Source organism: Wolbachia endosymbiont (group B) of Schoenobius gigantella, assembly GCF_964031005.1.
Taxonomy (GTDB): domain Bacteria; phylum Pseudomonadota; class Alphaproteobacteria; order Rickettsiales; family Anaplasmataceae; genus Wolbachia; species Wolbachia pipientis.
Map to the genome: position 1 here is coordinate 1040440 of NZ_OZ035002.1, position 13981 is coordinate 1054420.

Annotated in this window: 13 protein-coding genes, 1 pseudogene and 1 riboswitch; of the genes and pseudogenes, 3 read left to right on the forward strand and 11 right to left on the reverse strand. The window is 35.7% G+C overall.

Annotation, left to right across the window (positions count from 1 at the left end):
- Positions 1–228 precede the first annotated feature (228 nt).
- The 10 genes and pseudogenes from lepA to pgsA form a co-directional block, all read right to left on the reverse strand.
- Positions 229–2025 carry a translation elongation factor 4 gene (lepA, locus tag ACQH2O_RS04770; protein WP_010082651.1) on the reverse strand — a complete coding sequence of 599 codons (1797 nt, stop codon included), beginning with the start codon at positions 2023–2025 and terminating at the stop codon, positions 229–231.
- A 75-nt stretch (positions 2026–2100) separates the two neighbouring features.
- Positions 2101–3495 carry a malonyl-CoA decarboxylase gene (locus tag ACQH2O_RS04775; RefSeq protein WP_038198837.1) on the reverse strand — a complete coding sequence of 465 codons (1395 nt, stop codon included), beginning with the start codon at positions 3493–3495 and terminating at the stop codon, positions 2101–2103.
- A gap of 1219 nt (positions 3496–4714) precedes the next feature.
- Positions 4715–5407: a thiamine diphosphokinase gene (locus ACQH2O_RS04780; protein WP_425385098.1), complete on the reverse strand. Its 693-nt coding sequence runs from the start codon at positions 5405–5407 to the stop codon at positions 4715–4717.
- Positions 5388–5663: a SemiSWEET family sugar transporter gene (locus tag ACQH2O_RS04785; protein WP_006280002.1), complete on the reverse strand. Its 276-nt coding sequence runs from the start codon at positions 5661–5663 to the stop codon at positions 5388–5390. Before ACQH2O_RS04785 ends, ACQH2O_RS04780 begins: the two co-directional genes overlap by 20 nt.
- Positions 5652–5754, reverse strand: a riboswitch (TPP riboswitch). (Overlaps the previous gene by 12 nt.)
- Before the next feature lie 76 nt (positions 5755–5830).
- Positions 5831–6675, reverse strand: a pseudogene (locus tag ACQH2O_RS04790) (SPFH domain-containing protein).
- Positions 6676–6682: 7 nt separating this feature from the next.
- A complete protein-coding gene (locus ACQH2O_RS04795; RefSeq protein WP_425385386.1) occupies positions 6683–7621 on the reverse strand; it encodes a M23 family metallopeptidase in 939 nt (312 codons plus the stop codon).
- 3 nt (positions 7622–7624) lie between these two features.
- Complete coding sequence (locus ACQH2O_RS04800; RefSeq protein WP_010962626.1) at positions 7625–8365, reverse strand: YebC/PmpR family DNA-binding transcriptional regulator; 741 nt, start codon at positions 8363–8365, stop codon at positions 7625–7627.
- A gap of 59 nt (positions 8366–8424) precedes the next feature.
- Entirely contained in the window at positions 8425–9132 is a 708-nt protein-coding gene (locus ACQH2O_RS04805; RefSeq protein WP_425385099.1) for an outer membrane protein assembly factor BamD, read from the reverse strand.
- Positions 9133–9192: 60 nt separating this feature from the next.
- Positions 9193–10134, reverse strand: a complete 942-nt coding sequence (locus ACQH2O_RS04810) for a hypothetical protein (RefSeq protein WP_010962628.1) — start codon at positions 10132–10134, stop codon at positions 9193–9195.
- Between the two features lie 120 nt (positions 10135–10254).
- Positions 10255–10788 carry a CDP-diacylglycerol--glycerol-3-phosphate 3-phosphatidyltransferase gene (gene pgsA / locus ACQH2O_RS04815; protein WP_010962629.1) on the reverse strand — a complete coding sequence of 178 codons (534 nt, stop codon included), beginning with the start codon at positions 10786–10788 and terminating at the stop codon, positions 10255–10257.
- 134 nt (positions 10789–10922) lie between these two features.
- Between pgsA and ACQH2O_RS04820 the strand changes: the two genes are divergently transcribed.
- Positions 10923–12245 (forward strand): malic enzyme-like NAD(P)-binding protein, encoded by a 1323-nt coding sequence (locus ACQH2O_RS04820; RefSeq protein WP_077188090.1) that lies wholly within the window; start codon positions 10923–10925, stop codon positions 12243–12245.
- A gap of 14 nt (positions 12246–12259) precedes the next feature.
- On the opposite strand, the gene ACQH2O_RS04825 is transcribed toward ACQH2O_RS04820, so the two are convergent.
- On the reverse strand, positions 12260–13168 hold the full coding sequence (locus ACQH2O_RS04825; protein WP_425385100.1) for a P44/Msp2 family outer membrane protein: 909 nt from the start codon (positions 13166–13168) through the stop codon (positions 12260–12262).
- A 129-nt stretch (positions 13169–13297) separates the two neighbouring features.
- Here ACQH2O_RS04825 and ACQH2O_RS04830 point away from each other — a divergent pair, with 129 nt between their 5' ends.
- Entirely contained in the window at positions 13298–13516 is a 219-nt protein-coding gene (locus ACQH2O_RS04830) for a BolA/IbaG family iron-sulfur metabolism protein (protein WP_006280012.1), read from the forward strand.
- A gap of 15 nt (positions 13517–13531) precedes the next feature.
- Positions 13532–13855, forward strand: coding sequence for a Grx4 family monothiol glutaredoxin (gene grxD, locus ACQH2O_RS04835; protein ID WP_425385101.1), 324 nt, complete (start codon positions 13532–13534; stop codon positions 13853–13855).
- Positions 13856–13981 lie beyond the last annotated feature (126 nt).

The window sequence follows — 13981 nt, forward strand, 5'->3', positions numbered from 1 at the left end:
CGCGTTTCAGCTTATGTAGGTAGAAGTTTGATAAAGACATAAGGTGCACATAGTGCAAAAAATTAAACATGAGACGCCAGATACGTGAGTTTTTTTGTCATTTAATCTGTACAGAGAAGATAAATAAATAGCTTCAGTTTCATGATAAGGGGGCTGGCGGAGTTTGTCAAGTAAGTTTTTTCGTTTCTAACGGTTGTTGCCAAAAACTATACAAGAAGTCTTTTAAGATCAATCACTTATCTTCAAGGCTTGAATAAAAGCATTCTGTGGAATATTTACGTTCCCTATAGAATGTAACCTTTTTTTACCCTTCTTTTGCTTTTCAAGTAGTTTCATTCTTCGCGTTACATCTCCACCATAGAGTTTAGCTGTTACATCTTTTCTGTATGGGTTAATCGTTTCTCTGGCAATAATTTTTCCGCCCACTGCCGCTTGAATCGCGATTTTATATTGCTGACGTGGTATTAAATCCTTCAAGCGTGCACATATTTCACGCCCCCTTTTTTCTGCCCTACTTTTGTGAACGATACAAGCCAGTGCATCTACGGGCTCTCCATTAATTAAAAAGCTTAATTTATCTATTTGGCTTACCAGATAGCTGGAAATTTCCCAATCCAAACTTGCATATCCTTTGGAAATTGATTTTAATCGATCATAAAAGTCAAAAACAACTTCAGACAGTGGTAATTTATATCTTAACAATGCTGTTGTTGTGTTACCAATGTAAGATAAATCCTCCTGTTCTCCCCTCCTTTCTTCACATAGAGATAGAATATCACCTAAGTATTGATCAGGAACCATTATGGTTGCGGTAATCCACGGTTCTTCCACAATTTCAATTTTCGTTGGATCTGGCATATCACTTGGGTTATGAATATTCAAAACTTCACCACTTCGTGTTGTAACCCTATATATAACACTCGGTGCAGTTGCTGTTAGATCTAAATCAAACTCTCTCTCGAGTCTTTCTTGAATAACTTCAAGATGCAACATTCCCAAAAAACCACAACGAAATCCATAGCCTAGTGCATTTGAAGTTTCAGCTTCGAAGGTAAAACTTGCATCATTTAAATGTAACTTCTCTAGAGCTTCCCTTAGATATTTAAAATCATCCGTTTTGTGAGGGAAAATGCTACAAAATACCACAGGATGCACTTCTTTAAATCCAGGAAGTGCTTCACTACAAGGTCTCTTTTCCTCAGTGATAGTGTCTCCTACCTTGCAGTCTGCTACTTCCTTCATTGAAGCAGTTATAAAACCAACTTCACCCGCTGAAAGTTCACCCGTCATCACTTTTTTAGGGGTGAAAATACCGATATTATCTATCTGATATGTAGCATTATTAGACATCATAACAATTCTCATGCCTTTTTTTAGCACTCCATTTTTAACTCGCACTAAAATTACTACTCCTAAGTAAGTGTCATACCAACTATCAACCAAAATTGCTTGCAGTGGAGCATTTACATCACCTTGAGGAGCTGGAAGTTTTGCTACTATTGCTTCCAGTACATCTTTTATTCCAAGTCCAGTTTTTGCTGATATTAAAACTGACTCACTTGCGTCAATGCCAATTACTTCCTCAACCTGGAGTTTTACCTTTTCTGGATCTGCAGCAGGAAGATCAACTTTATTGAGCACAACTATTATTTCATGGTTGTTGTCAATAGCTTTATATACATTTGCAAGGGTTTGTGCTTCAACGCCCTGGCTACTATCTACCACTAAAAGTGAACCTTCACATGCGGCTAAGCTTCGGCTTACCTCGTAAGAAAAGTCAACGTGACCTGGGGTGTCCATGAGATTTAGGCAATATTGATTACCGTCGTTTGCCGTATAATTGAGTTTTACCGTCTGTGCCTTAATTGTAATCCCACGTTCGCGTTCTATATCCATTGAATCGAGTATTTGATTGATCATTTCTCTTGCTTCAAGGCCGTTACATTCCTCTATTAAACGGTCAGCAAGCGTTGACTTACCGTGGTCTATATGCGCTATTATTGCAAAATTTCTTATGTTGTTCATTTATGGCTATTTTACTTAAGTAGAACCATTTTACATTTTAAGTGTTGTGAGGGCAATCCTTTATTAAGAGACTATTTACTCCTTCAACATAGACGACACTTTTTTCGAGCAGGAAATCACTTTATTAACCATATAGTTTTCATGATTATTATCTATTTTAGGCAACTCATACAGATAATTTACCATCATTCCAGCCGACTGACTAATACCTTTTTCAGAAGTATCCGCCATCCAGTTTAATTGTTTTATCGATGCACCATTGCTTAAATGAAAATGCGCCACCGGATCATAAGCATTCCCATTACTATTATTCACTTTTAGTAAATAATATGCACATAGTTTAAGCATGCATTGTTTAGTTTCATTTATACATTCAACGTTAATTTTTAATTGCTCTGCACTTTCTAAAATTTCTGCACTAGATTGTTTTATATTTAGTTTGCCCAATAAAGTGACATCTTGGTTTAGATTGTTTTTTAGCCATTTCGTAAAGCCAGGTATTGGAGAAAGAGTTGCATATGTTTTTATACTTTTAAACTCCTGTGATAGCTTTTCTACAACCCTTTTGATCAAAAAATTACCAAGGCTGATTCCAGATAACCCTGCTTGAGTGTTTGATATTGAATAGAATATAGCAGTGCTTGCATTACTCGGATCATTTGAAGGTACTGACTCATCTAAAAGGTGTTGAATACTATCTGCAATCTTATCCACCAATGCAACCTCTACAAAAATTAGAGGTTCGTTTGGTATCTTGTAATGAAAAAAAGCAAAACAGAGACCCAGCCTGTTTTTTAAGTCATCCCAAGAGGAAATTTTATGCACAGCTTCATATTTTATAAGTTTTTCTAGCAATGATGCAGGTGAATCCCAGGTGATTTGACGAAGATCAAGTAGATCAACATCAACCCAAGTATAGAGTATATTTTTTAATTCGCTTTCTAGTGGATTCAAGCTTCTATATTGGTTCTTTAGCTTAAGCACGTCAGAACGCATATCAACAATAAACTTAAGGCCTTCTGGTAAAGAAATAAATTGCTTCAATATTTTAGAACGCGGTGATTCAAGAATTTTTATTAAATCCTGTTCAAATTTATAGTTTAACTCGGGATCTTGGTTTTTCTTATACTCTCTAATTTTCTCATCTATTTCCGCTTTATTCGGATTAAATTTTTCTGCCAGGGTTTGTAGAAATTTTATTTTACCTTTCTCTGATAAGCTTAAGTACAAGTTACCAAGAGATACAGCGTTTTTACGTGCTGAAACCTCCCCTCCCTTTGGATTTAAGCACTCGTTCATCTTCAAGACTAAACTATCGATATCGCGACTGTTGCTTAAATCAGGACTGATGTTACCAATCCACGATCTTACAGCATCTGCCACTCCACCTAGTATTTTAAAAAAGCTTCTTACCGCCTTTTTGTCTTCAACTTTCACTATATCAGTTTTTACCAATGATTCTTTTGTCATAGATTCCCTTTATTATACATAGCTAATGCAAGTCAGGGTCATACCGCTGCGATATCTCTAGATCCCGCTAACAAGTAGCGGGATGACGAATTTGTCGTTTGTCAAATCGTCGGTAAACCCAAGTTATTTTAGCTACATATAGCTTAAGTTAAAGGAAAATTTTAGCTACATAGCAGGCACTATTACTAGATTATTAATAATTCAGTAATACAATAGACTTCTTGCACTACCTCCCAAGCCACAACTGTCATTCAGTAGAAACGAAAAAACTTGCTTGACAAACTCCGCCAGCTCCCCTATCATGAAACTGAAGCTATTGTATTTGCTTTCGCCAATCTGCAGATTAAAAGGTAAGGATTACTTAATGTATTGGTGTCTTATGTTCAATTTTTTGCAGTATATAGATACTGTATGTCTTTACAAAACTTCATCTACATCTAGATTTTTATCTAAATAAGCTGAACGCGCTTATAAAGCGTTACAAGACATCAAAAAATGCCAATACTCGACAGAGATAGTAAAAGACTAGCTAACTCGGGGATTCTTTGTCTTTTTTTCTGCTTAGTAAATTTCTTAAACATTTGCAGCGTAAGTTAGTTGCAATTAAAAGCGGCTGAATCTCGCTTGTCAAGCGTTTAAAACATAAAAAACGCCAATATTTTAAAGCGGATAATAACCTCAGGGCTTCTTTTGCCTTTTTTTTCGTTTGGTAAATTTCTTAATGTTTATAGCTAAACGACAATCGTCATCCCGCTACGTGTTAGCGGGATCTATGTTAAGGTATAGTAGGGGATCTATGTTAAGAGATACCGCGAATGAATCGCGGTATGACGGTTTGCGGCGGCGTGACGATAAGCTCGTCATCCCGCTGCTTGTTAGCGGGATCTATGTTAAGGTATAGTAGGGGATCTATGTTAAGAGATACCGCGAATGAATCGCGGTATGACGGTGTAATGATGGTTAAGTAATTCGTCATCCCGCTGCTTGTTAGCGGGATCTAGAGATACCGCGAATGAATCGCGGTATGACGGTGTAGATGATGGTTAAGCAATTCGTCATCCCGCTGCTTGTTAGCGGCTAAGAGATACCGCGGCGGTATGACGTAGGACTGCTGTCATTCAAGTAGCTGAAACTGGAATGACACGTCATAAAGGAACCAGTGTCAGCTACTTGGATGATACCTTTTTTCTACTTAGTTTGGGTTATGCAAGAAGTCTATTTACTTCTTAACTTGACGCACATGATGTCTTGCAGCATCATCTACTGTCTCTAAATAAATCATTGCTAGACATATACCACTGTGTACTTCTACGGATACCTTATTGCCTAAACTTCGATTAAAGCAAGAATTTTTTCCCGGAAAAGCAAGATTACTAAGGTGCAGTTCCCATTTTAATCCTTTAGTTGATATTTGAGCTCTCGGTATACCAAGTAAAGATATTTTAGTATTTTTTGGCAAAGAAAAAAAATGGGTAATACCTTTTTGTAAAGTGTAACCTACCATGGGAGGTGAAGGTGTGTAAAAGATACTGCCCGTACTTAGAAAAATGTTAATATTCTGTAGTATGTGATCAATTGCTCCTCCAGTAATACCCGTTACTATTGATGGCAATAACTTTACTGTTTTTAAGTGAGCCATTGCTTTAGAAAAGTCGCAATAATCTTGATCAGGTAGATATATCGTATTCAAATTAGCACGTAAATCCAGATTTACGCTATCCAAATCTCCTACTACAAGATCAGGTTTTACGCCAATTGATAGAAGCTTGTTTGCTCCTCCATCTACAGCAATAATAGGTATATCTAGTTTAAAAAACGATGAGCTCGGTATTTTTCCATTTAGCACTACAATAGAACGATATTGTTGTTGTGTACTGCAGTGCAGCACATGATCATGGTGCAGGTTTTGCATCGTAGTAACATTTTTGAATAATTGATATTATGCTAATCACTAATCCAGCAATATTGCTAAGCACCACAAAAATTGAGCTCTGGTAAAGACCATAGCCAATCCAAGACAATGAACAAATAAGATAGTTTACTAACATTAACATCGATACATCACGAGTAACTTTAGTGATATATGCTTTATATACTTGAGGTGATAATCCAATTAGAGATGCAATTAACGCAATGAAGCCGAAGCATTCTTCAATATTTATATACATACATTTTCCTACGCTTGCTTTAACAATATCAGGTTCAAAGGGTTGTACTTTATGTACTCTCAGCTTTTCTAGAGCACCCCTAATGCGTGTAATTTATAACATCATTTAGTCTATTAATCAAGAAATTAATAGTGACTTGCATTTATGAAACCCAATCGGCTTCTATGCTAATTATTATCTAAACTAATCGTCGGTTGTGCATCTTGCTCAGAGATTAGGGCAACCAACAAATTATTTATCAATTGAACCTTTTGCTTGCCATCTAATTGTAAGCTTTTGTTTTTTTCAAAATGAGCTATTACTTCCTCGACAATTCCTATTGCATTTTGCACTATATGCCTTCTTGCCGAAGTGATAGCATGTGCTTGTTGACGCCTTAACATTGCTTGTGCAATCTCGGACGAATACGCCAAATGCGATATTCTTGCTTCTGTAATCTCAATTCCTGCAATATCTAATCTTTGTTGTAACATTGACCGCAATTCATCTGAAATTTTATCAGAATTTTTACGTAAAGATTCCTCATTGCTCTCGCTGTCATACGGATAATTGCTCGCCAATTCTCTAATTACCGAGTCACTTTGTACAAAAACAAATTCGTGATAGTTGTTAACATTATAATACGCCTTTGCAGGACTGCTCACTCTCCAAACAATTACTGCAGAAATCTCTATTGGACTTCCATTTGCATCATTAACTTTTATTTTTTCTGTGTTAATATTCTGAAATTTTAGGGAAACTATATATTTGCTTGAAAAGGGAAGCGTTACACATATTCCAGACTTAAAATAAGTTCCAATATAATGACCAAAAAATTCTATCACTCTTGCTTCATTAGGGTCATTAATAAAAAATCCTTGAAGAAAAGTCAAAATTGAAACGGCAGCAACTCCAAGTGCAATTGTGCTGTCATATGCCAAAAAAAGCAGCGATAAAATTAATCCTAGCGCTATTAGTACAGGAAAAGCCCGAATTTGACTCAAATTCTATCGTTTATCGTATTCTTATCCATATTGTCTTTAAACTTCTTTTTCACTTGAACTCTCTCTGTTGATCGTTTTATTTATCTTATTTACAAATAGTTTAAACTCTCTTAATTCATGATCAGGCAATTTTACTTCAGTTTTATGTGCTATCGTAAGCGGATCGATGTGTTTGCCGTTATATATAACTTCGTAATGTAAATGAGGGCCTGTTGCAACACCAGTGCTACCAACATAGGCGATGACCTGCCCCTGCTTTACTTTAGAGCCTAACTTTATATCGCCACTAAATCTACTTATATGCGCGTAACAGGTTGAATATTCATTTTTGTGTTTTATTTTGATGTAATTTCCATAGCCACCATTCTTTCCTATATATTCTATCACACCCTCTGCAGCAGAGTATATGGGAGTGCCAAGTTTAGCTGCATAATCCACTCCTTTGTGAAAAGCAATTTTACCGCGAACAGGATGCTTTCTATTGCCAAATTTTGAGGATATGCGATAATCTCCATTTAAAGGATTTGCAAAAATTTCGCCATTTTTTAAGCTTATTCCTTCTTTATTAAAATACCTTTCTTTGCCGTCTTGCGATTTATAATGATATAAACTAATAGCTTTCTTGTTTATTATCAGTGAAGCATATAAAATTTTTTCTTCAGTCTTCTGATTATTAGGCAATCTCTCAAAAAGAACCTCCAATTTACTCTTCGGCACAATGTCTTTTTTAAAATCAACACCGAAATCTTTATATATGTTGATCAATTTCACCACTGTATTTGGCGCCAACCCTTCCGTGGCAAAAAAGGAAGATTTTATGGTACTGGATATGAATAACAACTTTCTATCACTTTCTGTCGTCAAAGTAGCTTTTTTTTTTCTGATTCCATGCTGGAATGGCTGTGCAAGATCTGTTGATGTTTCAGCGGTATATAACGGTAAGATAAAGAGCAGCATAAATACAATCAGCTTCATCATTTAAACAGCATCAACAAAAGTAAAATTACCTTCCACATACTGTACATCATCATTATCTTCTAATTCTTCAACCAATGCAGATAATTTATCAATCAACTCTTTATCGCTAATTTCAATCAGATCTTTTGGCTGCCATGAAAGACGAGCAAGTTCTGGTTCTCCGAATTTTGCATAAAAGGCATCGCGTACTTTACCAAAATCTTTTATTTCACAAGTTATAACGTGTAATCCTTCTTTGTCATTTTCCTCAACATTCAATACTTCTAATTCGATTCCATGACTGAATAAATCATCAAAATTCACACCCTCTGCTTTATAGACGATTAAGCCTACATGATCGAAAAGGTAACTAACACTTCCTGTTTCTCCCAAGTTTCCACCCTTGCGAGAAAATATATAACGTACCTCAGAAGCAGTTCGGTTGCGATTATTAGTCAAAACATGGACAATGAGTGCAGTGCCAGAAGGCCCATGACCTTCATATTGGATTTCCTCGTAATTTTCTCCAGCAACGTTACCAGTTGCATTTTTTATTGCTGTTTCTATTTTATCTTTTGGTAGATTTTCCTTGCGTGCAGCAAATATAGCAGAGCGAAGGCGCGGGTTGAGTTCGGGATCGGGCAGCCCTTGCTTTGCAGCAACTGTTATTTCTCTGATCAGCTTCGTAAATTTTTGAGAGCGCTTTGCATCCTGAGCGCCTTTCCGATGTTTTATATTTGAAAATTGTGAATGACCAGCCATATTCAAATAGTTAAAAACCTAATTATATATCAAAGCATAGAAAAAGCTAAAGCAAATTTTCAAGCCTCTGGCTTGGCATCTTGCAGGTTTTCTGCTAATAACATACTTTCATACTGCTCAGCTTCTAAGTCAAGGCCAAGAGCTGAATGGGCTGCTATTAAATGGTTAATAGACTTAGAAAAATATTTAGAATCCTTATAGCTTGCCATATTCTGGAAACGCTTAATTGCTGCTAAATATTCACCACGCCTCAGGTAAAATTTACCGATAGAATACTCTTTTGTTGATATATGTTCTGTGATTAATTTTGCTCTTTCCTTTATCTCGTCTACATATTCGCTGCCTAGAAAGAGATTAATGTACTCAGTGGCTAGCTCTAAAGTTTTATATGCAGTTTGCTGTCCAAGTTGCACTTTATTAATTTGCATGTAATAAGATAATACTCTTAAGTAGTATACATATGGTAAATCTTCACCATTTGAATAAACATATATATAATCAGCCATATCACTTGCAGCACTGCTATAGTTACCCATATTATAGTGAGAGACCCCAGATAATAATTTTGCTTTCATTGCCCAATAAGAAAAAGGATACAAATCCTCTATCTTATGAAATGCCCTAATAGCTTGTTTATATTTTTTCTGGTCAAAAAGTTCAACTGCTTCTTCATATAGTTCAGTTTCAGTTTTTTCAAGATCATCCGCATACGATTGTGTAAAGGAGCAAATTAGGAAAATAAAGCACGTGATTAAAGTCTTATACATAAGATTTTTTTCGATCAAAATAAAGTATAGACCTAAATATTACTTAAATAAATAAATTTCTTAGGCAATAGCCGGTCCTTCTTCTTTATAACTACGGTCAGAACTACCTGCATTTCTTGATTCACCTCGTCCTTCCACTTTTGGATCTTTCAGCGTCTTACTGTAGGAATGTATAGTTAAGACCTGTACAGCCATAAAAATTGCAATACCTACCAAGCCTAAAGTAGGTCCAACAGCAGGATTTAAGGACGATGCTAATGCTATTAACATTATCCTTCTTATTAAAAATACAGAAGAACCAGCAAGCGCCAATCCGGCTACAGATATATTGCTAGTTTTCTTGCTAGATTTCTCATCAAGATCAGACTTTTCTGTTTCCTTTTTCTTATTTTTTTCATGCTTATCAATATAAGAAACAAGAGTTGCAAGAAAAGCAATTGCATTGGCAAGAAATAAAATTGCATCCTCTGCTGCTTCAAGTGAAGATGTTTCACCCATTATCATACCTACAATAACCAGTGCAGTTGTTATAGCCTCAATATAGATCAAACACTGACCTATATCAGAAATATTGTGCTCTTTTTCCTTTACTTCCTCTCCATTTTCAATAATCTCCAACTCTCGTTCTTTTTGTGCTATCTTCCTATTATTGTAAATTAAATATAGCGTACAAATAAGAGATAAGACTGTAAAAGGTAATATAGTGTGGCTTAGCGCGCCACTTATCACGCCAAGTAATACCTGATCGCTATATGTTTTTTCCAGTTCAATCGCCATCAGCAATGTAAATGGGACCATTGTTGCCAATGATGCACATTTTCTATATAGCTCTCTTTTTTTTAGTGCTAATAGTTCTTGTTCTAGCCTTTCTCTTTTGACTTCTTTATCAACTGTTGGCCAAAAATCCCAAAAAAACTCTTCTAATGGTTCAAAATCTCTTTTTTTCTTATTCTTTCCTGGAACCTTTTTAGTAGAAGAAAATTTGCCACTAGGTATTTTCATAATATTAACCTAATTAGTAGTAAGTTAATACAATTATACACCTTTTTGCTTTCTGAGTCAATATCACTAAGATATTAACTACTCTTGTCTATTAACTATTTCCTAGGAGATTTAATCAATCTATTTGATGCCGGCTAGGATATAATTATAGCCTGACCACATAGTTATAATAGCTGCAACCCATAAACAAATCGCACCTGTATATTGAATCATATAATAATCGTTCATTATTAGCGCTACTACAGCAACCATCTGCAAAAATGTTTTAATTTTTCCAGCTTTGCTTACAGGTAGACTAACATTTGTAGCTATCAGAAACTCCCGTAAACCCGAGACTAATATCTCCCGACAGATGATGATAATCGATGGTACTATTGTAAAATCATTTATCTTATGCTTATAAACTAGCATAATTATCGTTGAAACCACTATTAATTTGTCAGCAATTGGATCAAATAGCTTGCCAAACTTTGATTGGACTTTCCACGCACGCGCCAGGTAACCATCAAAAAAATCCGTAATGCACGCAAACACAAAGATTGATATTGTTATCAGGCCTGCATATTTATTTTCTATATAAAAACTTAATATTATTGCTGGTATTGCAAGTGCACGAGAAATTGTAAGCAAATTAGGCACGTTTTTTTTAAGCATGTAATATCATCTTACGTAATAGGTAAACTTATACAGAAGTACAACAGAGTTCACAAGTTAATAGTTTACAATTGAACATTTATAAAAACTCCATATACTTAAAAAATACAAGCTTAAAATATAAGGATGTAATGATGAACGATGATTTAGATAGTACCACAAAACAAGAAGCGCTTAAGTATCACAGCAGAGGTGGTAACCCTGGTAAAATTTCAATCATGCCAACAAAACCTTTATCTACCCAGTATGATTTGTCACTTGCTTATTCCCCTGGTGTTGCAGCTCCGTGCCTTGAAATAGCTAAAAATCCTGAGGTTGTTTATGATTATACAGCAAAAAGCAACTGTGTTGCTGTCATTTCAAATGGCACTGCAGTGCTTGGACTTGGTAATATCGGTCCTCTTGCTGCAAAACCTGTCATGGAAGGCAAAGCTGTTTTATTTAAGCGTTTTGCTGATATTGATGCAGTTGATATAGAAGTTGGTACAGAAAATATAGAAGATTTCATCAATGCAGTAAGGTATCTTGGGCCAAGTTGGGGGGGGATAAATTTAGAAGATATAAGATCTCCCGATTGTTTTATAATAGAGAAACGCCTGAATGAACTGATGGATATTCCAGTGTTCCATGATGACCAGCATGGAACTGCGGTGGTTGTTGCAGCTGGCATAGAAAATGCTCTTGATATTGTTGAAAAGAAATTAGAGGACGTTAAGATCATTATGAATGGTGCTGGAGCAGCCGGTATTGCATGTTTAGAAATACTAAAGTCCATGGGCGCTAAAAATATAGTGCTGTGTGATAAGCAAGGAGTAATATACAAAGGTAGAAACGAGGATATGAATGAGTGGAAGGAAAAGTATGCAATTGATACTTCCGAACGTTCTCTACTTGATACAATAAAAGGCGCTGATGTATTCATCGGACTATCTGCAAAAGATGTGTTAAATGAAGAGATGTTAAAGAGTATGGGCAAAGACCCGATTATTTTTGCTCTTGCCAATCCCGATCCAGAAGTAAGGCCTGAGTTTGCAAAATCTGTGAGGCCAGATGCAATAATTGCAACTGGTAGGTCAGATTACAACAACCAAGTCAACAACGTAATGGGTTTTCCTTATATATTTAGAGGGGCACTTGATGTACATGCAACAACAATAAATGATGAAATGAAAATTGCAGCTGCAGATGCAATAGCAAAGCTTGCCCGTGAGCCAGTACCAGGTGAGATATCTGCAGTCTATGGCGGTCGTAAAATGGGCTATGGACGTGAATATATAATACCTACTCCATTTGACCCAAGATTAATTTCTATAGTAGCTCCTGCTGTTGCAAAAGCCGCAGTTGATTCAGGTGTTGCAAGAAAGGCAATACAAGATTGGAGTAAATATGAAAATCAATTAAAATCTCGTCTTTCTAATGTTCTCAGCACGCTGAATTTACTATCTTCACATATGTAATTTATTGGATAAAGTTAAAAGTGGTAAACCAACCCAAACTCTAAGCCATATATGCCAAACCTATTGGTAATGGTTGCAGTTGTTGATTCAACACGTGCAGTTTCATCAACTTTACTTCCTCCACCGGCAGGAATATATCCTTCACCAGCTAGTATCTTTATTCCTGGTACAATATCTTTAAATTGGTTATCAAGGATACCAAAATAGCGTAAACCAGCAAATGCTTGAGTTTGTGCTGTAAGTTGGTGATTGATACCAAGTTTTGCTTGGTAAGCCAAGGCATATCTGGTTTTTCCTAGAAATTTAACCCTAGTTACACCTGCACCAATACCAACATATGGGGTGAATGGCATTTTTGCTATATTAAAATCACGATATACATTGACCATTCCAGCTAAGTTATTAAAACCTTCATTTTTCATCTTAAATGCAGCTCTGAACTCTGCTTCAACACTACAATTTTCTTGAATGTGAATATCAACCTTTCCACTTCTCCAAGGTGAATTGCATTCCGCTCCAGTAGACGCATCATTGTGACAACGAAGTTCAATATATCTTGCTTTTTTCTTATCTGAATAATCTTCATCATATAAGTTAGTCTGAGAATATAAGCCTTCAAACTCAACTCTCATATTTTTGAATAAATACCCTATTGCAGCACTACCGGCAAACCCTGGAACATATTTAGGACTGTATCCAGCTTCAATTCGCTCCTTCTTATTAAAACTAAAAACCCCCTCTGTTATATTGTCACCTGCATCTTCTTTTCCTTCTAGAGAACCTATTGCATTGAAGAATGCTCCAAAATAGTTAGCTTTGATGTAAACATTCTCTAAGTTATTTATTTTATCATCGTAAGATAAGCACCTAAATGAAAAAGTTAGCAAAACCAATAGATATGTGAATTTAAATCTTTCGCCCACCACAAAGCCTCCCTGCATAATTTGTCATTCCATTATTATAGTATGCTTCTATTTTTTATGATAGCAACTTTTTATTGCGCTCAATCGTTTTAGATTTATAATGAAAGTATTGTAATTTAAAGCAAATCAATGACTATTGCAATTCACGAATTAGAGAGGATCATCAAACAATCGTTCCCCGACGCTGATATAAAGATTCATGATCTTGCTGGAGATGATGACCATTATCATTTAAAAATAAACTCCAAGTGTTTTCTTGGAAAGACAAAAATAGAACAGCATAAAATGGTATATAAAGCTCTGGAAGGTCAGTCTATACACGCCTTGCAACTGGAAACTAATACTTAAAAATAAGGTGAATTTATGAGCAATTTTGAACAAATAAAAAAAGATATAACAGAAAATGATGTGGTATTGTATATGAAAGGCACTTCTGATTTTCCTCAATGCGGATTCTCTGGACTCGTCGTGTCAATCCTAAAAAAATTGAACGTGAAGTTTAAGTATATTAACGTGTTGGAGAATGATGAAATACGTGAATCTATAAAAAAGTTTTCTGATTGGCCAACAATTCCACAATTATATATAAAGGAAGAGTTTATTGGTGGTTGCGACATCACTCGCGAGATGTACGAAAAAGGCGAACTGCAAAGTTTATTGAAGGAAAAAAAAGTTATTGCGGAATAAGTACCAAGAAACCAGTGCCCAGACGCTGGATAACGTAGTATAGCTATGAAAAAGGATCTTATGTCTTAAACCGTATCCGTTCAGGGGAGCGGCAAAATAAGGTAGACAAAGCAAGATAATAATGTT